Origin of the sequence: Corynebacterium sp. HMSC28B08 (genome assembly GCF_001806865.1) — a bacterium.
GTDB lineage: Bacteria > Actinomycetota > Actinomycetes > Mycobacteriales > Mycobacteriaceae > Corynebacterium > Corynebacterium auriscanis.
Window position 1 is genome coordinate 111955 of the sequence record NZ_KV786173.1, and the last position, 25131, is coordinate 137085.

General features: G+C 58.4%; 19 protein-coding genes. 6 read left to right on the top strand and 13 right to left on the bottom strand.

Translation table 11 applies throughout. The features are described from left to right. Positions 1-11 precede the first annotated feature (11 nt). Positions 12-1697 carry a phytoene desaturase family protein gene (crtI, locus tag HMPREF3098_RS08520; protein ID WP_070434782.1) on the top strand — a complete coding sequence of 562 codons (1686 nt, stop codon included), beginning with the start codon at positions 12-14 and terminating at the stop codon, positions 1695-1697. A gap of 15 nt (positions 1698-1712) precedes the next feature. Then, a complete protein-coding gene (locus HMPREF3098_RS08525) occupies positions 1713-3308 on the top strand; it encodes an alpha-(1->6)-mannopyranosyltransferase A (RefSeq protein WP_035113411.1) in 1596 nt (531 codons plus the stop codon). Here the strand turns inward: HMPREF3098_RS08525 and HMPREF3098_RS08530 are convergent. Then, positions 3274-3642: an Rv2175c family DNA-binding protein gene (locus tag HMPREF3098_RS08530; RefSeq protein ID WP_035113504.1), complete on the bottom strand. Its 369-nt coding sequence runs from the start codon at positions 3640-3642 to the stop codon at positions 3274-3276. The two genes, HMPREF3098_RS08525 and HMPREF3098_RS08530, sit on opposite strands and share 35 nt — an antisense overlap. Positions 3643-3836: 194 nt before the next feature. Here HMPREF3098_RS08530 and HMPREF3098_RS08535 point away from each other — a divergent pair, with 194 nt between their 5' ends. Further along, entirely contained in the window at positions 3837-6212 is a 2376-nt protein-coding gene (locus HMPREF3098_RS08535; protein WP_070434783.1) for a Stk1 family PASTA domain-containing Ser/Thr kinase, read from the top strand. A 54-nt stretch (positions 6213-6266) separates the two neighbouring features. On the opposite strand, the gene HMPREF3098_RS08540 is transcribed toward HMPREF3098_RS08535, so the two are convergent. From HMPREF3098_RS08540 to HMPREF3098_RS08560, 5 genes are all read right to left on the bottom strand, one after another. Continuing rightward, a complete protein-coding gene (locus HMPREF3098_RS08540) occupies positions 6267-7655 on the bottom strand; it encodes a class II 3-deoxy-7-phosphoheptulonate synthase (RefSeq protein WP_035113413.1) in 1389 nt (462 codons plus the stop codon). A gap of 187 nt (positions 7656-7842) precedes the next feature. Beyond that, the gene (locus HMPREF3098_RS08545) at positions 7843-8370 is read right to left on the bottom strand and encodes a polyadenylate-specific 3'-exoribonuclease AS (protein WP_070434815.1); all 528 of its coding nucleotides are present in this window, start codon (positions 8368-8370) and stop codon (positions 7843-7845) included. Positions 8371-8413: 43 nt separating this feature from the next. After that, positions 8414-9730 (bottom strand): acyltransferase family protein, encoded by a 1317-nt coding sequence (locus HMPREF3098_RS08550; protein ID WP_083284370.1) that lies wholly within the window; start codon positions 9728-9730, stop codon positions 8414-8416. Positions 9731-9930: 200 nt separating this feature from the next. After that, the gene (locus HMPREF3098_RS08555; protein WP_070434784.1) at positions 9931-10662 is read right to left on the bottom strand and encodes a lysophospholipid acyltransferase family protein; all 732 of its coding nucleotides are present in this window, start codon (positions 10660-10662) and stop codon (positions 9931-9933) included. Between the two features lie 85 nt (positions 10663-10747). After that, positions 10748-11752 (bottom strand): ROK family protein, encoded by a 1005-nt coding sequence (locus tag HMPREF3098_RS08560; protein WP_070434785.1) that lies wholly within the window; start codon positions 11750-11752, stop codon positions 10748-10750. 274 nt (positions 11753-12026) lie between these two features. Here HMPREF3098_RS08560 and HMPREF3098_RS08565 point away from each other — a divergent pair, with 274 nt between their 5' ends. After that, the gene (locus HMPREF3098_RS08565) at positions 12027-13709 is read left to right on the top strand and encodes an aspartate:alanine exchanger family transporter (protein ID WP_070434786.1); all 1683 of its coding nucleotides are present in this window, start codon (positions 12027-12029) and stop codon (positions 13707-13709) included. A gap of 184 nt (positions 13710-13893) precedes the next feature. Here the strand turns inward: HMPREF3098_RS08565 and HMPREF3098_RS08570 are convergent, their stop codons facing one another. From HMPREF3098_RS08570 to HMPREF3098_RS08580, 3 genes are all read right to left on the bottom strand, one after another. Continuing rightward, positions 13894-15063, bottom strand: a complete 1170-nt coding sequence (locus HMPREF3098_RS08570; protein ID WP_070434787.1) for a glycosyltransferase family 4 protein — start codon at positions 15061-15063, stop codon at positions 13894-13896. 51 nt (positions 15064-15114) lie between these two features. Continuing rightward, the gene (locus HMPREF3098_RS08575; RefSeq protein ID WP_070434788.1) at positions 15115-16317 is read right to left on the bottom strand and encodes a C40 family peptidase; all 1203 of its coding nucleotides are present in this window, start codon (positions 16315-16317) and stop codon (positions 15115-15117) included. A 345-nt stretch (positions 16318-16662) separates the two neighbouring features. Continuing rightward, positions 16663-17295, bottom strand: a complete 633-nt coding sequence (locus HMPREF3098_RS08580; RefSeq protein ID WP_070434789.1) for a C40 family peptidase — start codon at positions 17293-17295, stop codon at positions 16663-16665. Positions 17296-17704: 409 nt separating this feature from the next. On the opposite strand from HMPREF3098_RS08580, the gene HMPREF3098_RS08585 reads away from it, so the two are divergent. Then, positions 17705-18517 carry a 3'-5' exonuclease gene (locus HMPREF3098_RS08585; RefSeq protein ID WP_141739720.1) on the top strand — a complete coding sequence of 271 codons (813 nt, stop codon included), beginning with the start codon at positions 17705-17707 and terminating at the stop codon, positions 18515-18517. Between the two features lie 362 nt (positions 18518-18879). Here the strand turns inward: HMPREF3098_RS08585 and HMPREF3098_RS08590 are convergent, their stop codons facing one another. The 4 genes from HMPREF3098_RS08590 to HMPREF3098_RS08605 all read right to left on the bottom strand — a co-directional run bounded on the left by HMPREF3098_RS08590 (position 18880) and on the right by HMPREF3098_RS08605 (position 23297). Further along, positions 18880-20514, bottom strand: a complete 1635-nt coding sequence (locus HMPREF3098_RS08590; protein WP_070434791.1) for a cytochrome bc1 complex cytochrome b subunit — start codon at positions 20512-20514, stop codon at positions 18880-18882. Next, positions 20511-21716 carry a cytochrome bc1 complex Rieske iron-sulfur subunit gene (locus tag HMPREF3098_RS08595; RefSeq protein ID WP_070434792.1) on the bottom strand — a complete coding sequence of 402 codons (1206 nt, stop codon included), beginning with the start codon at positions 21714-21716 and terminating at the stop codon, positions 20511-20513. The genes HMPREF3098_RS08590 and HMPREF3098_RS08595 overlap by 4 nt, the downstream gene beginning before the upstream one ends. Next, positions 21713-22609, bottom strand: coding sequence for a cytochrome bc1 complex diheme cytochrome c subunit (locus HMPREF3098_RS08600; RefSeq protein ID WP_035113419.1), 897 nt, complete (start codon positions 22607-22609; stop codon positions 21713-21715). The genes HMPREF3098_RS08595 and HMPREF3098_RS08600 overlap by 4 nt, the downstream gene beginning before the upstream one ends. A gap of 76 nt (positions 22610-22685) precedes the next feature. Next, the gene (locus tag HMPREF3098_RS08605) at positions 22686-23297 is read right to left on the bottom strand and encodes an aa3-type cytochrome oxidase subunit III (RefSeq protein WP_035113509.1); all 612 of its coding nucleotides are present in this window, start codon (positions 23295-23297) and stop codon (positions 22686-22688) included. A gap of 451 nt (positions 23298-23748) precedes the next feature. Between HMPREF3098_RS08605 and trpD the strand changes: the two genes are divergently transcribed. Then, positions 23749-24903: an anthranilate phosphoribosyltransferase gene (gene trpD, locus HMPREF3098_RS08610; RefSeq protein WP_083284372.1), complete on the top strand. Its 1155-nt coding sequence runs from the start codon at positions 23749-23751 to the stop codon at positions 24901-24903. The last annotated feature ends 228 nt before the right edge of the window (positions 24904-25131 follow it).

Genomic DNA, 25131 nt, shown 5'->3' on the forward strand with positions numbered 1-25131 from the left:
AGGTCCCACTCATGAATTCCCGTTCCACAGATTCCCCACGGTTGCGCCCCCGCCGCCACCTCAACCTTCCCAACCCAGCGATCCCGTTGACTCTTCCCACCCGTCGCAAATCCGTACGGTCGCACCATGGCGCTTGCGACAACGTAGTCATCATCGGGGCGGGTCTATCGGGGCTTTCTGCTGCCTTGCGCCTGCGCGGCGCCGGTAAACGAGTCACGGTCATCGAAGCCACCTCACACGTCGGCGGTCGCTGCGCCACCGAGACCTTGACCAGCGCCCATGGCGAATTCCGTGCGGATACCGGCGCCACCGTGTTCACCATGCCCCAGCTGGTGGCCTCCGCACTCGCTGCCGTCGGCCGAACCCCGGCCGAACTGGGCCTCACATTCCGCCGCTTGCAGCCGGCTTATCGGGGTCTCTTCCCCTCCGGTCGGCACATCGATCTTTATTCCGACGCCGATGTGATGCGCACAGAAATCTCCCGTTTCGCCGCCGAGAAATTCGGGGATCGTGCCACAGAGGAAGCCACGCGCCTAGTAGAGGGCTACAATCGGCACCGCGCGTGGGTGGGCGAAGTGTTTTCGGCTTCGTACGACAACTTCCTCGCCGCGGATTTCGATGGCCTATTGGATATGGTCTCCACTCCCGCCGCGGCGTCGGATCTAGGCCACCTAGCGGCAATCGGCGCGTTTGGGAACCTGCAAGCGGTGACTCGGAAGCACCTGGCAGACGAGGAACTGGAGAAGCTGTTCACGTTCCAGGCGCTGTACGCGGGAACCTCGCCCAAGCAGGCACGGGCGGTGTACGCGGTCATTTCGCATATGGATTCCACCATGGGTGTGTACTATCCACAGGACAATATCGGTGAGGTCGCCGAGGCGATGGCCACAGCCGCCCGCAATGCCGGGGTGGAAATTGTGCTGGGTGACGCAGCCACGAGTGTGAGCACGACCGACAGTCATATCACCACAATCCGCACTGAAAGCGGCAAAGAGTTCCACCCCGATGTAGTGATTTCCACGATCGATTTAGGGGCGGCCGGCGAGTTGTTTGGGCAACCGCTGAAACGGCGCCGAAAAGGATTGAAATACAATTGGTCCCCCTCAGCTGTGGTGGTGCACGGTTCCATTCCCAGTCGCATCACCGCACACTGGCCGAGTTCACGCCACCACACCATCAGTTTTGGCATGAGCTGGGAGCGCACGTTTAGCGAGCTGATTACTGACGGCGCTCTGATGAGCGACCCGTCCCTGTTGGTGACCCGCCCCGCCGTATCCAGTCCGTCCCGCCTCTTCGGCGAACAAGGTCAATATGAGCCGGTTAGCATCTTGGCACCCGCTCCGAACGTGCAGCGCGGCAGCCAGCGATGGCAAGACATCACCGGTCCGTATGTCACCGAGCTTCTCGCAGAACTAGAATCACGTGGATTCCACGGGCTGGCCGATTCCTTAGCCATAGCTCGGGTGGAATCCCCGCGCAGTTGGGCAGCGGACCACGGTTTCGCTGCGGGCACCCCGTTTTCGCTCGCTCACACGTTCAGCCAGACGGGACCGTTCCGTCCCCGCAACCGCGCTGCTTTCGGACTAAACAACCTGGTGCTGGCCGGTACGGGCACCACACCCGGCGTGGGCGTGCCCACCGTCATCCTTTCCGGGGCGTTAGCCGCGCGGCGGATTACCGGCGGCGGGGTGCGATAAGCGACAATACAACTGATGAATCGATTGGCAGAGAAACTACGTCTAGCCTCCTACTCAACGGCGGTCAAGGTCGGCCTCATCGGATCCATCATTGTGACGCTGTGCTCGCACACTGTGGGAGCGATCCGCGCTCGCGGTGGAATCATGCAGGCCTTGGGATTGGATGCCCTCACATTTGGGCATCTTTCGGGCATCTTCGTCATCTTGCTTTGGATCGGGATCCTCTTGATGGCCGCCAGCTGGATTATGGTGGGTGGTCATATTCTCCGCCACGGGGCGTCCCTCGCGCGTTCGGCCATTGCCGCCTGGATTGGCCCGCTGGCTTTCGCTGGGCCATTGATGTCTCGGGATCTTTATTCTTACCTCATGCAGGGCACCCTAGCCCGCGATGGAATTGATGCATACCAGCACGGCGCCGCGGCCAACCCCGGCCCGTTGCTGTTTGAAGTATCTGCGGACTGGCGTAACACAACCACACCATATGGCCCCCTCCACCTAGGCTTGGGCAAAGCCATCACCACGGTGACGGGCGATAACATCACCGCCGGGACGCTCGTGTTCAAAGCACTGTCCATCGGCAGTGTTCTGGTCATGGCATGGGCCGTGTGGCGCTTGGCACCTCACTGCGGAGTTCGTTCCGATGTCGCCGTGTGGCTGGGTGTCTTCAACCCGCTGAGTGTGATTCATCTGATCGGTGGCATGCACAACGAGAATCTGATGATGGCGCTCGTACTTACCGCTCTTGTCGCCGCGATCGAGCTGCGCCCCCTGCCCGGTGGCTTCCTTGCCGTTGCGCTCGTGGCCGTGGGGGGTTCGTTAAAGGCTACGGCTTTTATCGCGTTGCCTTTCATTGTGTGGATTATGGTTTGCAGGATCGCAGGCCGCTTGCCGGTCACCCATTCCAGCGCAATCGCCACCCCGGTGTGGCGCGAGACGCTTCCGCGCTTCTTCACGTTGATCTGGACCGGAATCGCCTCCGTCGTCCTCACCGTCGGCGTGGTGTGGGCCGTGACCGTGTTATCGGGCCAAACATCTGGATGGATCAGCGAGCTAACGGGCAACTCCAAGGTCATCAACCCCTTGGCTCTGCCCACGTTTATTGCATCCACCTTGGACCCCGTTGTTTCCCGCATCGATGATTCCATCACGTTCAACTCCCTCGTTTCAGCCTTCCGCCCCTGGTCTACGCTGGCGATGGGCATCGGCCTGGTGGTGTCGTGGTGGCTCTTCCGTGCTAACGAGCGCGCCGCCATCAAGGGAATGACTGTGGCATACCTAGTGACATGCGTTTTCAACACGGTGACACTGCCGTGGTACTACGCTGCTCCCCTAGCGTTGATGGGGCTGTGGCTAACGAACCGCAACGTCATCTTCTTCACCTCCGTGTTCTGCATGTGGCTCGCGGTGATGTTCGATGGCGGTGGCAACAACCGTCTGTACGTCCTGTGGTGGGTGGTTTTGGGCGCAGCTGTGATGTGGTGGCTCACGCAAAATGCGTTGGGCTACCGGCCGGGATTGGCCACAGAAAAAACCGACGAGTGGGATATACTCGCCGGTCCAGATTCACACGCTCGGACTAAATCAGCGCCATCGCCTGCGCCCGCCGCATAACCTCGCGGGCCAAGTGCCCATGCAGCGCATCGACGGGGCGCCCCGGCAGGGAATCATCGGCGGTGAACAGGAAGTCCAGGGTTTCTTCCACTGTGTACCCGCCGTCACTCAGCAGCGACAGAACACCAGGAACGAACTTGTTCAGCTCTCCGTTGTCGTTAAAAAACCGCTCGGGGATAAACCGAATACCATCGATCGTGACCGCCGCCAACTGCTTGTTGCGCAACATGTCCATCACACGGGTGACAACAATGCCCATGATCTCGGCGGCATCGGGGAGGCTCACTACCTTCTCACCAGCGGGAACTCCATCGGTCGGCTCCTCCAAGATCACAGGTTCGTGGTGGGAGGCGTACTTTGGTGTGCTCTTGCTATTCACGATCTTTAATTCTATCCGACGCCCCGCTGTGTCCGCCCGTCGCCCAGCACTGGCTCAGAGCTGTCGCATGCAACGGTTACAGTAGAATGACGTGGACTAAGACAAGGACTAACGGCAATGCCTACCCCTTATTAAGGATTTAAAAAATCGTGACGGACCTGTACCCCGGAGACCTGCTGGAAGGGCGCTACCGTATCGCTGCCCAGATCGCACGCGGTGGAATGTCGACTGTTTACACCGCCGTCGATACTCGCTTGGACCGTGAGGTTGCCGTGAAAGTCATGGATCCCCAACTGGCGCAGGAATCCAAGTTCCGCAAGCGATTCGAGAGGGAGGCCCGGGCGGTCGCTCGGCTCAATCATCCTACCTTGGTGAACGTCTTCGACCAGGGTGTTGATGGCGACTACGTGTTCCTCGTGATGGAACTAGTGACGGGCGGGTCTTTGCGCGAGCTGCTGGCAGAACGTGGACCCATGCCACCACACGCTGCTGTTTCTGTCATGCGCTCGGTTTTGACCGCGCTGGCCGTGGCTCATGAAACAGGAATGATCCACCGCGATATCAAGCCGGATAACGTACTGATCAGTGACCGGTCTACACGTAACAACGTGAAGCTGGCCGATTTCGGTTTGGTGAGGGCCATCAACACCACCAGGCACGATACCTTCCCCGGTGTACGTACAGATACGCGCTCCGCCGCACCGAACGGCCAGGTCATTGGTACTGCGGGATACCTCTCGCCAGAGCAGGTGCGCGGTGAAGATCTAGACGAGCGCAGCGATGTGTACTCCGCCGGTATCCTGCTGTACGAGCTCCTCACGGGAGAACTTCCCTTCCGCGGTACGTCTCCGGAGGATACGGCGATGCTGCGCTTGGACCGGGATGTTCCTTCCCCGTCCCGCATTATTGAAGGTGTGCCACCCTCCCTTGACGTGTTGGTGGCACGGGCAAGCCACCGCGATCCGTCCCGCCGGTTCGCCAATGGCACTGAGTTCTTAGAAGCCGTAGAAAAGACGGCGCAGCGGCTGCAGTTGCCCGACTTTGTGGTTCCTGTCCCCCAGAATTCCGCCGTGATGCGGGCGCTAGAGGGATCCGATTTCGGGGAACGGTTATCGTGGGACCACGAGGATATGGCGACACGCACTGTGGCAGTACCCCCGCATCCCGATGGTGATGCCCGACCGTGGAGCGATGCGCACAACCACCCGGACAACGGCTATGACGATCCCGGTGAGACGCGCGTAGAAGACTTTGGCGCAGCACGTCCAGCCGGAGCCAGTGGATTTAACGGAGCTGGTTATGGTGGCGTTGATGCTGATGGCGCTGTGGCCGCCGCAGGTCTTAGCATCGCCGGATACGGTGCTGGCGCGGGTGCAGGCGCCGGTGCCGCAGGGGCTGCTGGTCCGAGCATGGCCCCCGGCGGATATATAGATTCAGGGCACCCTGCGAATGCGGACTCACCACAAACAGCTGCCTACCCCCTGTCACCCACGGGTGCTCGCCCCGATCCCTACCGATCGGCTCATCCCCCTCAAGGTACGCCGCACAGCCCCTATGAACAGCAAAAACCCCCTGGGGTGGCAGTGCGGGAACCGGCCGGGGTGGCGTCGACCAACCAAGGACGGCGAGCCAAACCGATAGGGAAGAAATTAACCAACCGTAGCACCGGTGCGACCGTGGTGTGGACAATCATCCTCCTGCTGCTCGTGGCCGCAGTCGCCATCGGTGCCTGGTGGGTGACCAGCGGCCGGTACGGTGAGATTCCACAAGTCATCGGCATGGACGAAGCCACTGCGCAAGCCACCGTGCAAGAGGCCGGGTTTACTACGGAATTGAAACAGCAGTACTCGGATACAGTCGCGCGACAGACCGTGATTGGGACTGAGCCGCCTTTTAGCCAACGGGCACCGCGAGGAAGCCAGGTGGCGGTGCTCGTTTCACTGGGCAAACCCACCGTCCCCCAACCTGGCCCCACCGACAACGCCGCCAGCTACCAAGCCAAACTCAAAGACCGCACCCTGTCAGGGAAAATAGGCGACGAAGTTTATAGCTCGGATGTGCCCAAGGGCAAGGTGGCAACCATCGAACCCTCCCCTGGTACCGAAGTCAAGGTGTCCTCTCGGGTGACGTTTCATCTGAGCAAAGGACCGGCGCCTGTTGAGGTACCCGATCTACGTGGGTTAGATCTAGAGCGCGCCAAATCCATTCTGAAGGATGCCGGATTGGAAGTCGGCACAGTCACAGAAGCGGACAACAAAGAATACGAAACCAATCAGGTCATCAGTTCCACGCCAGACAAGGGTTCCAAGCTAAACCGCGGCGACAGCGTTGACCTAGAAGTATCGTCTTCCACACGAGTGCCACTGGTATTTGGTATGTCGGGCAGTGAGGCCAAAAAGCGTTTGGAGGATGCAGGCTTCGAGGTGGAAATCGACGGCCGTAAGAATGGGTTTGTCATAAGCCAAAACCCCGGGCCCAATACCCGGGCGGGCAAAGGTACAAAAGTGACGGTGCGCACGCTGTAAATTTCACGCGATGCACACCGTCACCGGGGTGGTACAAGCCTCAATGAGGCTCGTTTAGTTACGCAGCATCTCCGCCACGAGGAACGCCAGTTCCAAAGACTGCTGCGTGTTCAACCGAGGATCGACAGTCGTTGCGTAACGGGTGGGCAGATCCACATCGGTGATGGACTGGCCGCCACCGACAACCTCAGTCACATCCTCACCCGTCAGCTCCACATGCACGCCACCCGGGTGCGAACCGATGGCACGGTGAACTTCGAAGAACCCTTGAACTTCGTCGATAATCCGGTCGAAGTCGCGGGTCTTGTAACCATTGGATGAGGTGTAAGTGTTGCCGTGCATGGGGTCGCACTGCCAGATAACCTTGTGGCCCGTTGCTTCCACGGCCTCCACGATGGGTGGCAGCACTGTACGCACCTTGTCGTATCCCATTCGGCTAATCAGGGTCAGACGACCAGGATCGTTGTTGGGATCCAACGTCTTGACATACTCTACTGCCTCTTCCGGCGTGGTCGTAGGACCGATCTTCACGCCTACTGGATTACTAATGAGCTTGGCGAACTGAATATGCGCATCCTCCAAACCGCGGGTTCGTTCGCCAACCCACACCTGGTGCGCGGAGAGGTTGTACAGCGCATCCTCGCCGTCCTCGTTGTGCGCCAAGCGCAGCATCGCACGCTCGTAATCCATCACGAGGGATTCGTGGGAGGCATAAATGTCGGCGGAGTGCAACGTTGTGGAGGACACGCCACAAGCATTCATGAATTCTAAACCGCGATCGATTTCTTGCGCCAGCGCCTCGTAGCGGGCTCCGGCTGGGGAATTCGCTACGAACTCGCGGTTCCACTCGTGCAACTTGTAAAGATCAGCGGTGCCACTGGTCGTCAGCGCACGCACCAAGTTCATCGCTGCGGACGAGTTAGCGTAAGCCCGCACCATGCGTGAAGGATCGTGCGCTCGGGCTTCCTCGGTTGCCTCCACGCCGTTGACCAAATCACCACGGTAGCTCAGCAGACCGGAAGAATCACGGTCTGCAGAACGCGGCTTGGCGTACTGTCCCGCAATACGCGCCATCTTCACCACGGGGGTGGATGCCCCGTAGGTTAACACTACGGCCATCTGCAGCAAGGTCTTGATATTGCCACGGATATGTGGCTCGGTGTTGGACTCGAACGTCTCCGCACAATCGCCACCTTGCAGCAGGAACGCCTTTCCCAAAGCAACATCAGCTAGTTGCTTCTTCAAGCGCTTAATCTCAGGGGCCACAACAATCGGAGGTACGGATTCCAGCACCTTACGCACGCGCGATGCATGATCCTTATCCCAACTAGGCTGCTGCTTTGCCTCACGGGAAAGGACATCTTCCAATTGTTTTGCCATCGCATCAGGCAACGGCGGCAGATCGGGTAGTTCTTCTAGGGGTACATCAATAGTCCAAGCCATATATGAAGCATACTCATCCATAACTAACATTGCGCCGTTGGCTCCCAAACACGTTGATGGACGCATTTCGGAAGCCCTGCTAATTCCCGTTAACTGCCGCTCGCCCACCACGGTACCGCCGCTCGCCCGCCACGGCACCGCCACACGGGATACGCCCTCACCCCTACGACGAACCTCTATTTTAGCCTTATGGCATCCTCAGCGACTTACGCAAGGCAATGACGCTCGCGTTGTACTTCACAACGTTAAAACGCGCATCCTCTAGGGCATCGTGGGCATTGGTGGGAGCCTCGGGCAACCGTGGGCGACCCGCCATTTCCCAGAGCTGCTTCAGTTCGTGGGAGAACCTGGGCAACTCCCGTGGCAACTTCGTCATATCGCCCCACAACTGGGCCAATGCGACATGATCATATGCACCCACCCATGCCCACAACTCGGGTCTTTCGTGCCCACGAATCTTGCGACCCGGTTCATAGTTCGGAACTAAAAATTCGAACAGCTTTGCGCGCAAGGTAGCCCGATCCATCCATGCGGAATCGGTCCGGTGAGGCAACAGTGGCAACACGTGGTGGCGCACCCAATCCCCCGCTTTGGACTCGTCAAACTCCGTGGAGACCGCGTAAAACTCGCGACCATCTTCTGCGACAACTCCGATCGATACCAAATCAATGGTCTGGCCATCTTCGATGAACTCGGTGTCGTAGAAATATTTCACGGGATTCATTGTAGGCCAGCACCCCGGGTCGCTTCCCTAGAGGCTAACGCTTAGGCCGCAAACTGGGCGGGTACAACACCCATCCCACCACAGGAATCTTTCCCAGGCCGTAGAACATGAACCCGGAGACCGCGCAGATCGCAAAGCCCAAGTAAATCAAAGGCTGGGGATTATCGAAGATTTGAACAAACTCGGCGTCCTGTACACGGAATCCTCCCAATAAGAACATGCCGTACGCGAGGGCCGCTTGGTGGGAAACATAGATCGGCAAAGTATGCCGCCCAATGGCTGTAAGCGCGGGGGCGATAAGGGGCGTCTGGCTAAGCCACGTAGCAAACACAATGCCAAAGGGAATTGCGGCGAAGATCCGCAGCAGGCCTGTACCCACCGTGACGGCGGCAACCGTATCGTTCCATTCGGCAAACAAAGTCCGGTTGAGTGCGTAGGTGGCCACTTCGCTGACGATAAAAACACTCAGCGTGGTAACCACCACCGCACAGCTAAAAGCGTGATTTGCCAGACGGAAAACCACTTGGCGGAAGAACAATCCCACAAAGAAGATGGGCAAGTACGTGAGTACCTGGCGCACACCCTGGTGGCTCATGTATCCCGCCACACTACCTAGATACGCCGGTATGAAGCTTACGGCTACGGCGAGCCACGCCGGTAATTTGCGCACGGACCAGGCAGCCACGTTGTACAGCATCAGTGCGTAGAGGAACCACAAGCCGGGATCGCCAAACACAATCGCCTTCGCCAGGGTTGCGTAATCCATGTGGGCGACAATTGCATTGAGGTCTAACCGCACAGGCAGACCCGGGATCACACTGGGAGCGGTAATGGACGGTGGCGGCGAAGTAAAAAGCTTGCCATCGATGTACAACCGGTTGGCCGCAATCACGGGAGTAAACACCAGGTACGGCACCAGCAGGAACCACAGTCGGCGGAACCACAGATCCGACAGAGATCGCTCGACCACCCGGTGGGCAAAAAGCCCCGAGACCAGGAAGAACAGCGGCATCCGCAGCGGGTCTAGGATGAGCTTCACCATCCCCCACGAGGTATCCATTCCCCCCGGAACCATTGTCACCACGTGCATCAGGCACACGGCCAAAATGGAAAACCCCTTAGCCGTATCCGCCCAAGCCACACGCTTGCCACCCGCCGCGTGGGCCTTCTCGCTAGCTGTTATTGTGCTGCTGGCCGCATTTTTTTGGTCCGACGCCCCTCGCCCCGCATCCGTCCGCGTTTGCCGGTTGGGCTCCTCACGATCCCCAACACACCACCGCGAAATGCCCTCGGTCTCGGCCACAGTTGCGGGCGATACACGAGGGTGCGGGTTTGGGAAGAACGCCGTCATAGTTAATTAACCACGTTAACCATCTTGACGGGCAATTACCAATATGCGCTGGTAAAAGCATGTGGCCGGCCCGGCGTGGCTATCCGCACGCTGACGCCCCAACGCGCACAAACGGCGGGGCTGGGGCCCAACGGGCTGGGAGTAATGGCGTGGCCGGGCTGGCCTCTCCCTAGGCGGGGACAGGCCAGCCCTAGTGAATGCTAATCCCTCCTGGGTTCCGAACCCTTGGGGTATCCCCGCCCTGCTTCGAGGGACTTCTTCACGTCCGCTGCGTAAAAACCTTCAACGCGTTCTTGACCTGACATTTTTGCAAGCGAGTCCATGATCGCATCGGTCATCGCACGGGCCTGTTCGTAGCTATCCCCACGGTCCCGGAAATTATCAGGGTTGATCTCATCACCAATGTAAACCCCGCAACGATAGGGGCGAGGGATCCACGAACCGATTGGATTAATCTTCTCGGTGTTGACCATCACTACTGGATACACAGGCGCATTTGCTTCCAAAGCCACGCGCGCCAATCCAGTTTTCCCGCGGTACAGCCGTCCGTCCGGGGAGCGGGTCCCCTCCGGGTACATACCGATAACATCGCCCTTGCCCAGTACCTCCAGGGCGGTATCCAGGGCTGCCGTCTGACTGTCCTTATCTCCACGGTCGATTGGTACCTGGTTGGTGGAGGTGAAAAACCACCTCTGAATGGCGCCGACGACCCCTGGCGCGGTGAAGTATTCCTTTTTCGCCAAAAACACGATTTGTCGGTGCACAACCAAAGGTAGGTAAAAACTATCCATGACAGCCAAGTGGTTGGATGCCAAGATGACCGGACCTTCCTTCGGAATTTTATCCAGCCCACGTGTGTAGGGGCGGTTATAAACCCAGAGGAGTGGTCCAATGAATACGTGTTTGAGCCACCAATAGGTCCGGTTGCGCATGGTTCTTTCCTACTTCGTTTGCGGTTATGTGTTTCTGGGGCGGTGTTGTATCTACGCCACGGGCCACCCAACTACCGTTTTGGTTCTAAGCCGACGCCGTGCCCACTTCGCGCCGAGCCAGCAATGCTACGCCGATCATACCGGCATCACCGCCCAATTGAGCAGGAACCACACGCGCAACCTGCCGGTGGCCGGCACCAACGATGCTTCGGGCCATAACCGTCTGCGCGGTAGTGAGGAACAAGTCTGCGTCCCTGGAAACTCCGCCACCCACCACGATCAGTGAGGGGTCGAATACGTCTTGAACCAGCGCCAATCCCCTGCCCAACCAGGTGGCCATGTCCTCGATGACCTGTTGAGCCAAGCTGTCGCCCTCTCGGGCGAGGCGCACCACAGCTCTACCCGTGATTTCCTCCGGGTGGTTGGCATAGGTCTTCGCCAGCTTGGATTCCGCGCAACGCCCAGTTGCGATGAGGTCTTGTGCCGTGAGGGGAAGTGCAGAGCCGGAACAATACCGCTCTAGGCAGCCCATCTTGCCACACGGGCATGCCCTACCACCGGGCATGACCGTAAGGTGCCCGAATTCCGGCGCGGTACCAAAGGCACCGCGGTAAATTGTGCCTTCGTGCATAACGGCCGCCCCGATGCCGGTACCCAGGGCAAACAAAACCCAGGTACCCGCCCCCTGGGCAGCGCCTTGGAAGTACTCTCCCCACGCGGCGGAATTTGCATCGTGTTCGATAATCACTGGTAATTCCAACCGACGGCGCAGGCGGTGGACTAATTCAGTATTGCGCCAAGGCAGATGGGGAGCGAAACGCACGCGCGTACGGGTTTCATCCACAAAACCTGCAATGGCCAACCCCACCGCGATAATGGGGCGCTGCGGGGTGGAGTATTTCTCGCAGAGGTGGCGAACCACTTTTTCCAACGCGGTCTCTAGATCTTCTACGTTCGAGGGCGTGGGCAGTTGTTCCACGGCCAACGTGGTCCCATCCTTGTCGACCACGGCTGCTCGGAAATTAGTGCCCCCGATGTCCACACCAATCGTTAGAAACTCTTCCGCCACGCTCGTGTTGCCCTTTCCCATCCCCGTAGACGTGCTCCGGGTATGTGGTGTTGCGCGATCGTTCGCCTTCGTCTGGGGTTTTCACCCCGTGTGTCCGCGCCGCCGCTGCATACAGTCCTATTATGTCCTAGCCTCCTATCCCGGTGCTGCACATGACGTCTGCCACGGGAAAGAGGTTTTACAAGCGCTCCCTAGGGTAGTCCCCCTGGTGCACATGCCGAAAATCGTCATTCTTCGTTCGCCTAAAAACCCTTACCATCGGCAGAAATACCTTAAATATGGCACTGTTTAGATCGTGCTTAGTTTTCTCGCCGATTACCCGCTGGTTGCGCTCGTCTTGGTTTTGGCGTGCGGGTACGCAGTCGGAAGAGTGAAGATCGCGGGAATCTCCCTTGGCGCGGCTGCCATCCTGTTCGTTGCCATTGGCGTTTCCGCCCTCAACCCGGAGATCACCTTCCCTCCTCTGCTGTATCAATTTGGTTTGGCCCTATTCGTCTACTCCATCGGCCTTTCCGCGGGCCGCGAGTTCTTTGCGACCTTCCCTACCCGGGGTTGGAAGTCCAACGTGGTGGTCGCGGGGGTCTTGATTGTACTGACGGGGTTAGCGGGTTTCATCATTCGCTTCTTTCATTTCGACGCCACGACGGCCGCAGGAACGTTTGCCGGCAGTCTCACAACCACGCCCGGCATGGCGGCCATCGTGGAGGTGTTAAAAAATGGTCACCCAGAACTCGCCTCAACCCCCGTGGTCGGGTATTCCCTGGCCTACCCCGGCGGTGTACTCGGTGCCATTATGGTGGCTGCCATTGGCGCAAAGCTGCTACATGTGGACCATATTCAAGATGCTCGGGATGAGGGAATTATCCAGTCGCATCTAGAGTGGCGAGTTGTAGAGGTGACCGAACAAGCCCTCGCACAGCTGCTCACAGCGGAAACCACCGACGTCATTGCCAGCACTTCCCCCGCGACACGCGAATTACCACACGCGACGTTGCAGCAGATTCCGGAATTGACCAAAGCCAACATCGTGGTAACCCGTTTCATTGCCTCCGCTCCGGGGGCAACCGAACAGTTGGCGCACCCCGAGGCGCCCGTCACGCCCGGTATGCGCATGGTCATCAACGGCACGCTTCCGGAATTGGAAAAGGCTACGGCGGCGCTTGGACAACGAGTGCGCATGGAGTTGGAGACGAATGACCTGACCTATGGCCGTGTCATCGTGTCCAACCCCGCCCTCGCGGGGCGCACCATCAAAGACATTAATCCTTTGCACCATGGATTCCTCATCGCGCGTATCCGCAGGGGTGACCGTGAATATGTAGCCACAGGCAGTACGATTTTGGAGCTTTCCGATAGCTTGCGTGTAATTGCGCCCAAACAGAATTTCCCGAAGTTACGCAAATTTTTAGGAGATTCGGAAACATCTCTGGCCAATGTGAACCTATTGCCGTACATGATCGGCCTTTCACTCGGTTTGTTGGCAGGAACCATTCCCATACCACTGCCCGGCGGCACGCACTTGTCATTGGGTTTCGGTGGCGGTCCCATCATCGCTGGCTTGGTATTGGGCGCAATGGGGCATACGGGGAAGATTCAGTGGCAGATGCCGTTCCACGCTAACCGTGTGCTCACGGGTTTGGGATTGGCGCTCTTCCTCGCGGGAGTAGGCACCGTAGCTGGGCCCGGTTTCCGTCATGCAATCGGTGATCCATCGTCCTTGACCTACATCGTGTTTGGCTTTGGTATCACGTTGTTGTCGGCGGTGAGCTGCGGTTTCCTAGGCGTGCTGGTACTCAAAATGAAATGGGACGAAGCCATGGGCATGGCAGCTGCGGTATCCACCAACCCGGCGGTGCTGAGTTACCTAGAGGAACAATCTCGGACCGACTTGGCCAACCGTGGCTACACCACCGTATACCCGCTGACAATGATCGGAAAGATCATCTTGTGTCAGGTGCTGATCTTGGTAGTTCTGTAATAACCTTGGCGCGTTTGTTTGGGCGGCCTTCGCGTCTGAACGCCGCTTCATCTCGGGGCGCGCCCCTCCCAACTCTTGCAATGCCCTTCCGGACACACTCCCTCCCAACTCTTGCAATGCCCTTCCGGACACACTCCCTCCCGACCCTTGCAATGCCCTTCCGGACGCGCAAGCCAAGGTGTTTTTAACGCAGGGGATTCGGCGGCTGACTTCCATGCCCGCTCATCACGAACCGGCATTGGGTCGCCAAGCGCTCCCAGCTCCATTCCCGGTTGACGTGTTCCTTTCCGTTGGCGGCGAGTGCCGCGCGCAGCGGGGCGTCGAGTAGCAAAGAAGACAAAGAAGTGGCGACGGCAAAGTGATCGCGCCCGTTAACCACCACCCCGGTGTGTCCATCCACAACGGTTTCTGGCGCCCCACCGCCATCGCCAGCCACGGTGGGCACCCCGCACGCCTGGGCTTCGAGGAAAACTATGCCGAGCCCCTCCACACTGAGCCCTCCCAGCTGGGTGCGGACAGGAAGTGCAAACACATCGCCAGCACAGTAGTGGCCCGCGAGTTCAGAATAATCGACCGCTCCAGTAATAGTTACGGCTGTGCTGATCCCCAGTTGTTCAACCCTCCGGCGCAAGCGGTCTGCGTTGCCCGGCCCCACGATTAGCAGGTGGGCGTCCGGGACTGAGCGCAGAATCTGCGGCATGGCGTGGACCAGCGTGTCTTGCCCCTTACGCGCCACGATGCGCGATACCGCAACGATCACCTTTTTGTGCGTGAGGCCATAACGCGCACGTAGTTCCGCACGCTGTTGCGGTTGGGGCGTGAAGATATCCGCGTTAACTCCACCCGGCATGGGCTCCCAGGCTGCCGCGGGGCCGAATGCGGCGGCCAGACGGTTGCGGGCATAGCGGGAGACATACGTTAGAACATCTACGTCCCGCCCAATCACCCCGAGGGCCTGGCGGGTTCCCGGGAACATGGACCAGCCCACCTCGTGACCATGTGTGGAGGCCACGACGCGCGTGGCGCCCGCTGCACGCGCGGCTGCGGCCATCAGCGCCAAAGGGGCCGCGGCACCAAACCAGACAGTGTGAATATCGTGTTCCCGGATGAGTTGCTGCATTCGGCGGACAGTTGCCGGAGTTGGCAACATCACTTTCCGGGGCCAACGCACGACCGTGTATGGCACGTTGCTATCGAACTGGGCAGCCCTGTCCTGGTCTTGTGTAGATGCAAACACCACCAACCGCGCGGGGTCGAGCGTGGCTGCGTAGTCGCGCAGGTAGCTCTGAATACCACCGACGGTGGGTGGGAAGTCGTTGGTGACCAGCAAAATCCGCGGATGTTTTATTGCCATGATGGGATCAACGCTAGCGCACCACGGTACTGCTGTGGGCACCCAGCTGGCTTAGTAGCGGGAAGCACCCACAATCGGCATGGAATCCACCGGCACAACCTGAACTGGAATGCCGTAGTCCGAAGCGTGCACGATCTTGCCATCGCCGATGTACATTCCCACGTGGGTCGCACCTGGGTAGTAAGCCACGATGTCACCGGGCTGCAGCGCGTCAGGAGAAACCGACTGACCGCCGGCCAACTGTGCCTGCGAGGTACGCGGAATGGTCTTGCCCTGCTGCTGGTAAGCCCAGTACATCAGGCCCGAGCAATCGAATTCGGTAGGACCGGCTGAACCCCAGCCGTAAGGGGAACCGATCTTAGCCAAAGCTGCAGCAACAACGCCCTTGGCGTTCTTGGTAACCGAAGCGTCTCCCGTGCTGGGCAACTTGGTGCGGAGGAATTCGTTGACGTCCACGTCAATCGGGCCGTTGCGATCCACCCAGCGACGACGATCAGCGGGGCTCAATCCATCGACAGCATCCTTGACCTTGGCCTTGAGGGCATCTAGCTGCCGAGAACGGCCTTCCAACTTAGTCTTCTTCTCCCCCAGCGTCCGCAGTTGGAACTCACCGGTGGCCTTCGCGCGGTTTGCCTCTGATTGAGCCCCAGCAACTTCGCGAGCATAGCGATCCAGCGAATCCAACTTGCTACGAGTATCGGCAGACAACGCGTTGATATACGTGGTTCGCTCTAGCGCAGCTTGTGGTCCAGTTGCGCCGGCCATCGCCGTGATCCGGTCCACACTGGCGCCGCGATACTTGGCCTGAGACACGCGGGTGACATCGCTCCGGCTAGCATCGTAGAGTTTGCGAATCTCCGCGGCCTTTCTGTCGGCGCTTGCGCTCTGCTTCTTTGCACGAGCTAGTTCCTGACCAGCTTTGGCAAGGTCCAGCTTGGTCTGCTCAACATCGTCCGAGGTCTTGGAAGCCAAACGCGAAATCTTGCCCAGATGGCTCAACAGCCCATCCACGTCTTGTGGAATCGGGGCATTGAGCAGCGCGCGAAGCTGCGCATCTTCGAGACGCTTGGCATCCGCCACATCGTTTTTCTCTGGGCCAGCTGTTCCGCGCTGCACCGTCCGAGAGGGGTCAGCAGTGGCGATACCCTGATGAACGGTAATCATGCCGGCGCTCACCGCAATGGCGAGAGTAGCCGCCGCAGCTGCCGAAACTACTCCGCCATTGCGGGTACCACGTTTGAGGAAAGTATTCACTGTCTTTGCATTCCTTGGGAGGTCTTCAGTGGGAAGTGTGGTGAGCTAAACCGGCACAACACTACACGAGTGCCCAGAAATCACGGGTTTCACAGGCGCTGCTGGGAGTTTTCTACGTTGCATAGTGGCACCTAGTCGCTTGTCACACTTCGGTTCCGCGACGGGAGTTCTTCGGAGTTTCACGATGGCCATCCCGCTACGGTTACAACATTGTCATCTTGCCATAGTTACCGTTTTGAGACAATGTCGAAACACGAGCCACTAATAAGCGAGGGGCGTCAAAAATTAAAAAGCCGCACCCCAGGCAATATGGGATGCGACGGGCAGGTTGCCTAGCGCGGTAGTTTAGAAGCGCACAGCGTTGTAGACGGGCATCATGTGCAGATCATTGATCTGAACTGGGGAGCCAGAGTTCAGGGCCTGAACGACCTTGCCGTTGCCAATGTAGATGGCAACATGGGATGCACCGGAGTAGTAGGACACAATGTCGCCAGGTTGGAGGTTCTTCAGGGAAACTGGTCGGCCGGTATTCGCCTGGGCATCAGAGGTGCGAGGAATCTGCTTACCAACCTGCTTGTAAGCCCAGCTGGTCAGTCCGGAGCAGTCGAAGGCGTTCGGGCCTGCAGCGCCCCAAGAATAAGGAGAACCGATTTTGCTCTTAGCGATGGCCGCAATCTGGTGGCCGACGTTGGTGGACTTCTTTGGAGCAGCCTTCTTGGCTACCTTAGCCGCAGAAGGAACCTTGGCCTGAGACTTTGCGAGTGCCTGCTGTGCCTCAACCAAGCCAGCCTGCTTCATGTAAGGCTTGATGGTTGGCATAGCGTTGTCGGGAACATTGAAAGTAACGCCGGAGGGCTTGTGGGTTACCGTTGCGGCAGAAGCTGCGGCCGGGGAAAGAACAGCGGCGCCTACACCCACAGCGGCCACGACGGCGGAGCTGCGGACGGTGGTGTTCTTCTTCAGGTTGTGCTTGCCCATTGGGGTAAATGCCTTTCGATCCGTTGTCAGAAAGCCGTGTTGCTTTCATCCGATGGCGAAGGTCACCATCGCGGTATGTTCAGCGGTCCGTGTGACCGCTTGGTTTTAAGGTCTCGAAAAGATTACGAAATGATTGCGGTTCGTGTCCAACGAACACGCAAATTTGTCAGTCATTCGTTGCCCCACAGCGATTGTTATCGAAACGTGACCGAGAGAACATGAGGGATACTCAGTAAGTTACCGAACCGTTATAAACCGATTGACATGCACATTTGGTCGAACCTATAGCGACAGAGCCCAGCCCTCACAGTAGCCCCTCTAAGCCTGCGCTTATCCAATGTGATTTACGTCACATTGCGGACTGCAGGCGCAAAATGACCCTCGCGCGCAAGCCTCTACACTTAGAAGAATGAACTCCCAGGCCTATATCCCACGCATGGTCCAAGCGCTTGATTCCTGTGTGATCGTCGATGTGGAGACCACTGGCTTGGAACCCAAGGACCACCGCATCATTGAGGTAGCTGTACTCGTTGTGGAAGGTGGTCAACCGATTAGCACGCGGCGCTGGTTGCTCAATCCTGAGGTCCACATATCCGAATTTATTACGGACTTGACCGGTATTACCAACGCCCACGTGGCCGACTGCCCTACCTTCAGCGACGTGGCAACAGAAATCATGGAAACGCTGGCGCCCCGTGGGGGTGCGCACACAGAGGTAGCTGCAATGGCGCCAGTTGACGACGTAGGGGCACAATCATTGACCGAGCGGACTGCAACCCCGACCGGAGAGCAGCCCGGTACTAAAAGGAGCGAACAACCCCGCACCAGGGAAAGCGAAAAGAGCAATGCCCGAACGTCCGCATCCCGTCCCCCGATTCTCGTGGGCCACAACGTGGCTTTCGATTACAGCTTCTTACAACACGAGTTGATCCGCCACCATCTAGCCGTAGATGCTGACACCGCTTTGCCCGCGGCCTGGTGGTCCCCGTACACCCCTCCCCTCCTGTGTACCGCAGAGCTTTCCCGCGCCCTCATTCCGCGCCAAGCCGTGGGTCGGTACCGGCTAGACAACGTTGCCGCCTATTTCTCGACGCCTCACCGTCCCCGCCATCGCGCCGAGGTTGACGTCTGGGCAACCTTCGACGTCTTGCGAGGGCTTTCCGATATCGCAACGGGGAAAACGGAGCACGCGCCAAAGATGCCGGCGCCAAGAGGTGAATAGGCACACCGGATCGCGGTGACGCGTGGCAGTGTGAAGCTGAAGAAAGTGAACAAATAGCCACTGTTAAAACGTAAAGGCAGCACCTACACCTCGGCATCAGCAACAGACCGCGAAGCGCATCTACACATATGGGGAAGAGCGTACATAGCCGGGGGTGAATGACAACCTAACCAGGGCGTAACAAAGGTTTCCAGCGAAAAAGGGGCGGGGCGAAGAACGAATCTTCACCCCGCCCCTTTTCTATGAAGCGCAGTGCACGCTGTGTTGCGTGCTGGCCAGGTCACCAAGTCCCCGCTGAGCGAGTCCGGTGAGGCAGCCGGGAGAAGAACAGCTCTGGCGAGCTCGGTCCTCCCCAAGTTTGACTAGTGCTCGTCGTTCTCGATCGAACGGCGATTGGCATCCTGCAGACGCTCGAACATTTCCTTTTGCTCGACGTGATTGCGGTGCTCGACCTCGGCAGCCCGATCCGCGATGTCCTGAGAATCTGGACTGAACCACGAGCCGCGACCTGGGAGGCCAGCTGCGCCCAGTTCATTCATCTGGTGAGGAACGTATGCGCCCTGGTACTCCAGTGGAATTGGGTGACCGTGCTCGTCGACCGGGCCCAGCGGCTGGTGAACCTCAATGAACCCACCGGAAGGCAGCTGGCGAATAGTGCCGGTCTCGATACCGTGCTCCAGAACGTCACGGTCAGAGCGCTGCAGAGCAATGCACAGACGGTAGGTGACGAAGTAAGCGATCGGCGGTGCGAGAACCAAGCCGATACGACCCAGCCAAGTCATAGCGTTCAGGGAGATATCGAAGTGGTATGCAACCAGGTCGTTACCGCCCGAGATGGTCAAGATGACGTAGAAGACAATTGCCATTACGCCCAGACCGGTGCGGACTGGAACGTCACGGGGACGCTGCAGCAAGTTGTGGTGAGCGGTATCGCCGGTCAGCTTCTGTTCAATCCATGGGTAGGTGAACAGCAACGCAACCAAGATGCCCAGCAACAGAGCAACCCAGAAGACGGCTGGGATGGTGTAGTTACCGAGGTACAGCTCCCACGCTGGCATGACACGAGCCGCGCCGTCCGTCCAGAGCATGTAGATATCTGGCTGGGAACCAGCGGACACCTGAGATGGGTTGTATGGCCCCAGGTTCCAGATCGCATTGATCTGGAAGGCACCAGCCATAAAGGCAATAACACCAGCGGTGATGATTCCGAAGGAAGCAGCCTTGAGTCCGAAGACTGGGAGAATACGAACGCCGACAACGTTGTTTTCGGTGCGTCCTGGTCCAGGGAACTGGGTGTGCTTCTGGTACCACACCAAAGCCAGGTGGGCAGCGATCAGAGCCAGCAGAATACCCGGAATGATCAGTACGTGAGCGATATACAGACGAGGGATGATGATCTCGCCTGGGAAGTCGCCAGCGAACATGATCCAGTGCAACCACGTACCAACAATTGGCAGCGACACGATGATGGCGGACATAATTCGCAGACCAACACCGGACAGCAGGTCGTCTGGCAAAGAGTAACCCATGAAGCCCTCAGCTACGGAGAGCAGCAACAGGACACAGCCGATAACCCAGTTCGCTTCGCGTGGCTTGCGGAACGCACCGGTGAAGAAGATACGGAACATGTGCACCATGATCGCTACCGCGAACAGCAAAGCTGCCCAGTGGTGGACCTGGCGGATAAATAGACCGCCGCGGACCTCAAAGGAAAGGTTGAGGGCGGTCTGGTAAGCGGCGGACATCTCCACACCATTGAGAGGTGCGTAAGCGCCGTCGTAGATGACCTTCGACATGGAGGGGTCGAAGAAGAGGGTGAGATAAACACCCGAGAGGATGAGGATGACGAACGCGTACAGCGCGATCTCACCCAGCATGAATGACCAGTGGGTCGGGAAGACCTTGTTGATCTGTGGGCGGAGCATACCTGCGGGGTGGTAACGCTCGTCGATGTTCTTAGCCGCCATCCCTGCGCGGCTGGTTTTGGTCTTACTCATGAACGACGCTCCCAGAATGCCGGGCCAACGGGCTCGATGAAGTTACCCTTGGCGATCATGTAACCCTCTTCATCCACGGAGATCGGCAGCTCTGGCAGTGCGCGGGCAGCCGGGCCGAAGACTGGCTTGCCGTGACGCAGTGCGTCGAACTGAGACTGGTGGCATGGGCAGAGGATGCGGTTGGTCTGCTGCTCGTACAGGGAAGTAGGGCAGCCAATGTGCGTACAAATCTTGGAGTATGCGTAGTAGTCGCCGTAGTGGAAGTCCTCTTGGCCCTCACGAGGGATGGCCTTCAGAGCATCGCGGTGGCGAAGACGAATCAGCATGACAGCGTTGCGTGGGCCGTGGATGGAGTGCATGTGCTCTTCATAAACGTCACGCTTTGCATCGAACTTGTTGCCATCGTTGACCATTTCTTCGGTCATTGGGAACACGGTCTCCATGGAACCAGCATCTAGGTCCTCTGGGCGGATACGCACCAGACGGGAAACGCCCTGCGTGGTGTAGTGCCCGTCGTGCTCCTCGGCGATAGCACCGGTGTCGCGACCGAGGTAGACTTTCTCGCCCTTCTCGGTCAGGGTCCAGCCGGTCGTCCATAGGGTGCCGTCACCCTGAATACCCATGGCTTTAGCCTTCCATGGGTTTTTGACGATGCCGCCCATTGGCAGCACTACGGCAAGACCGGCCAATACAGCACCGGCGCCGGCGAGGCCCTGGATAACTGGACGACGTCCCAGGGTGGAGGTCTTCCAAGAATCGTTCAGCAGAGCAACCAGTGTACGGCTATTTACCTCGTCGGAAGGACCATCGTGGCGGGTCTGAACCGAGATCTCCTCGGGAACAAAGTTCTTGGTGTACGCAATAGCACCGGCACCAAGGCAGATGATCGACAGACCGGAGGTGATGCCCAACAGTGGGGTGTACAGCGTGTGGAACCACAGGCCGTCCTCACCGAGGTGCTTGTACTCCCATGGCCAGAACAGGTACACAGCGATGAACGCGAGGCCGAAAATAACGGACAGGGCGAACAAGGTACCTACCCGGCGGGAAGCGCGCTTCTCCGCAGGATCGTTAGTCAGTGGGAAGCGTTCCTTACGGTATGCAACCGTAACGTCATCGAGCTCGGTACCCAGACGAGCGAGCTCATCGTCGCTCATCCGGTCGAGTTCTTCCCGGGTGTAATTTCGCTTGATTTCACTCATTGGCGGGATCCAATCCACATCGCGAAGGCAATCATGACGATGATGCCTACAAACCACATCAGCATGCCTTCGGTAACCGGACCGATACCGCCGAGACCGAAGCCACCATGCTCAGGAGTTTCCTTAGCGGACTTGATGTAGGCGATGATGTCCTTCTTCTCGTCAGCAGTCAGCTGACGATCAGAGAACTTCGGCATGTTTTGAGGACCAGTCAACATAGCCTGGTAGATCTCCTGCTCATTCGCAGGATCCAAAACTGGGGCGTACTTACCGCCGGACAGCGCACCACCTCGGCCGGTGAAGTTGTGGCAGGATGCACAGTTCAGGCGGAACAGGTCAGAACCGCGGGCTACGTCCGCAGGATCGATCTGGCCACCGTCGTTGTTCTTACCGCGCAAGGAATCCATCGCGATGGATCCATCCTTATCGCGGACGATTTCTGGGCCACCGCCACTTGCGTGAACGTATGCGGCCAGAGCCAGAGCCTGGGACTCGGAGTAACGGGGTGGCTTACGAGAAGCCTGTGCCTCGTTACGCAGCATTGGCATGCGACCACTGTGAACCTGGAAGTACACAGCACCTTCACCAACACCGATGAGGGAAGGACCGCGGTCCTTTACTCCCTGCAAGTTCGTGCCGTGGCAGGTGATACATGCGGTTTCGTAGATCTGCTTACCTTCTTGCACCATGGCGACCTGGTCTTGGTCAGCCACTGCGGTCTGCGGATCTGGGGTCAAAGCGTTAGCGATGAAGCCCGCGCCGGTCAACGCCAAGACCAGCGCCAGCGCGCCCGCGAAGCTCTTACGGATCTTGCGACGCCGGCGCATCTGCGCTGCTGTCTTCGATCCGCGAGCACCGGTTGCGGCGCCTGCGTTAGTGGATTTGTTATCCATCTTGTTCCCTTAAGTGTTCGTCAATGGAAATTTGATGGCTGTAGGCCGGTCGGATACCGTAGCCGGCCGTTACGGCCTACTGAATGAAGTAAATGGTGATCCAAAGTCCGATCCAGACCACATCCACGAAGTGCCAGTAGTAAGAAACCACTACGGCCGCCGTAGCCTGGGCGGGAGTGAACTTGGATTTGAACGTCCTCAACAGCACGACCACGAATGCAAGCACACCGGCCAAAACGTGTGCACCGTGGAAGCCGGTGGTGATAAAGAACACCGAACCGTAAACCGAGCCCGGAATTGTCGTACCGTGTTGCACGAGGTGGAAGTACTCGTAGCCCTGACCGATCAGGAAGATCGTTCCGAGAAGGGCCGAAAGTGCGTACCACCGGCGCAACGCGAACACGTCACCGCGCTCTGCTGCGAAGACACCCCACTGTGCCGTGAACGAAGACGACACCAGGATGATGGTGATCGTGGCCGCAAAAGGCACATTCAGTTCAGTCGGGTGAGAAGGCCATTCGCCTCCGGAGTTGGCCTTGGACACGAAGTACATCGCGAACAGGCCAGCAAAAAACATCAATTCTTGAGACAGGAACACAATCGTGCCGACACTGACCATATTTGGCCGGTTCAGTGTCGCAACACGCTGTGGTGCTGCCATACCTGGGTTTTCAACTGCGCTCGTCACGCCTAACAGTATGGACTGTTTGAAACGGATAGTCGATTCACAACCCACCGATTCAAACTAGATTCTGGAAAAACGCAGGTAAAACATTGGACTAACCTGTGAGTCTCCCCCGTTTAGGGCTATTGGGAACTTTTGCCCCGCTTCATACGACGAACCCTAAAAGGGGAGGTCACGCGCCGAACTTGTCAAGCACTTTTGCCCAATTGTTCCGTTCCGGGGGTACTTGTGGCCAACGGTACCCCCGTTTCCACGGTATGGCTCACTCCATTCCGACGCCCCACGCCCCCACTCGCGCCGTCTATCTGCTGGGCCCTTTCCCCCGCTGGGTAACAAGATAACTGGGGACTTGGGGCGTCGTAACAAAACCGGTGACCTAAGCTGAGAGATGCGCTACGTTGCGTGCTGCCGCTTGCGACAGCCAACACACGAACCCATCGAGCAGAAAGAAAGGATGGTGGCTTCTGTGAGCGCATCTTCCCACTCAACAGACCCCATCACGAAAGCCCTCAATAAGGAACAACTCCCCGATTCCTATTTCACATGGCCAGGCGTGCTCGATCGGCTGGGACGGCGGGAGGAACTCAGTGAATCCCAAGTGTCCTGGGCAATGCGGGAGATCATGGATGGCAACGCAGGCCCTGCAGTCATCGCGGCCTTTAGTTTCGGCCTAAGGGTCAAGGGACTAAGCGCAGCTGAACTAGCCGCGGCCGCCGAAACGATGCGCAGTTTTGCGGCCAAAGTTGACTTTAGTGATCAGCCCGACCGCGTAGACATCGTGGGCACCGGCGGTGATGGCCACCACACTGTCAACATTTCGACGATGGCGGCCATCGTCATTGCCGCTAGCGGTGTTCCAGTAGTCAAGCACGGCAATCGCGCAGCTAGTTCCAAGTGTGGCGGTGCGGACATGCTGGAGGCACTGGGGATGGATATCGAGCGCGATCCCGAAGGTATCCGTGAAGACGCCGCGAAGACAAACTTCGCGTTTATGTACTCCAAGACCTACCACCCGGCGATGCGGTTCGCCGCGCCCGTGCGTAGCGAGCTAGCGGTGCCAACCATGTTCAACCTTTTAGGCCCTATGACCAACCCCGCCAGCCCTAGGTACGGCCTTATCGGGTGCGCATTCCGTGACATGATGCCCATCATGGGCGGCGCTTTTGCTCACCAAGGGGCCCGAGTACTCGTGGTACGCGGTATGGACGGCATGGACGAAATCTCCGTGTGCGCCCCCACCGAAGTAGTGACCGTAGACGAAACAGGTCTGACGAGCGAGGCCACCATCAACCCTGCCGCCCTGGGCTTGAGCTACCACGAAGAAGGAGCTTTAACCGGAGGTGACGCAGCCTACAACGCGCAGGTAGCCGTCGACCTCATGAACGGCAAATTAGAAGGCGCGATCAAGGATGCTGTCTTGATCAACGCCGCTGGTGCACTAACCGCGGTGCGCGGGTGGACAGATCGAATCACCCCAGATAACGGTTACACCGTGAATGACGCAGTTCGCGAAGTTATGCGCGAGCAGATCGAGGTTGCACGGCGCGCGCTTGAATCCGGTGCGGCTCGTAACACCTTGGAAGCGGTACTTGGTCGCTCGATAAATTAACAGCTCGAGTCTGTACCGGACCAGGGCCTTTGGTACTGGCAAGCTGAACGGCTAACGCCCCGTCAATTGACGGGGCGTTTTCGAATGCACGGGGGACAACGCGGAAACAACGCGGAGAACACAAAACGGAGCCACACTCCCCGCGTGAAAAAGAAGTGTGGCTCCGCTGCCTTTGGGGTTAATGTGCAGGGCCTAGCAAGTAGGTCCCCGCTCAAGCCCCCTCAGTGA

What these genes read in the sequence shown, in the direction of transcription:
- crtI (WP_070434782.1), top strand. Translation starts at nt 12, where the DNA reads ATGAATTCCCGTTCCACAGATTCCCCACGGTTGCGCCCCCGCCGCCAC.
- HMPREF3098_RS08525 (WP_035113411.1), top strand. Translation starts at nt 1,713, where the DNA reads ATGAATCGATTGGCAGAGAAACTACGTCTAGCCTCCTACTCAACGGCG.
- HMPREF3098_RS08540 (WP_035113413.1), bottom strand. Translation starts at nt 7,655, where the DNA reads ATGGCTTGGACTATTGATGTACCCCTAGAAGAACTACCCGATCTGCCG.
- HMPREF3098_RS08550 (WP_083284370.1), bottom strand. Translation starts at nt 9,730, where the DNA reads ATGACGGCGTTCTTCCCAAACCCGCACCCTCGTGTATCGCCCGCAACT.
- HMPREF3098_RS08555 (WP_070434784.1), bottom strand. Translation starts at nt 10,662, where the DNA reads ATGCGCAACCGGACCTATTGGTGGCTCAAACACGTATTCATTGGACCA.
- HMPREF3098_RS08560 (WP_070434785.1), bottom strand. Translation starts at nt 11,752, where the DNA reads ATGGGAAAGGGCAACACGAGCGTGGCGGAAGAGTTTCTAACGATTGGT.
- HMPREF3098_RS08570 (WP_070434787.1), bottom strand. Translation starts at nt 15,063, where the DNA reads ATGGCAATAAAACATCCGCGGATTTTGCTGGTCACCAACGACTTCCCA.
- HMPREF3098_RS08580 (WP_070434789.1), bottom strand. Translation starts at nt 17,295, where the DNA reads ATGGGCAAGCACAACCTGAAGAAGAACACCACCGTCCGCAGCTCCGCC.
- HMPREF3098_RS08585 (WP_141739720.1), top strand. Translation starts at nt 17,705, where the DNA reads ATGAACTCCCAGGCCTATATCCCACGCATGGTCCAAGCGCTTGATTCC.
- HMPREF3098_RS08590 (WP_070434791.1), bottom strand. Translation starts at nt 20,514, where the DNA reads ATGAGTAAGACCAAAACCAGCCGCGCAGGGATGGCGGCTAAGAACATC.
- HMPREF3098_RS08595 (WP_070434792.1), bottom strand. Translation starts at nt 21,716, where the DNA reads ATGAGTGAAATCAAGCGAAATTACACCCGGGAAGAACTCGACCGGATG.
- HMPREF3098_RS08600 (WP_035113419.1), bottom strand. Translation starts at nt 22,609, where the DNA reads ATGGATAACAAATCCACTAACGCAGGCGCCGCAACCGGTGCTCGCGGA.
- trpD (WP_083284372.1), top strand. Translation starts at nt 23,749, where the DNA reads ATGGTGGCTTCTGTGAGCGCATCTTCCCACTCAACAGACCCCATCACG.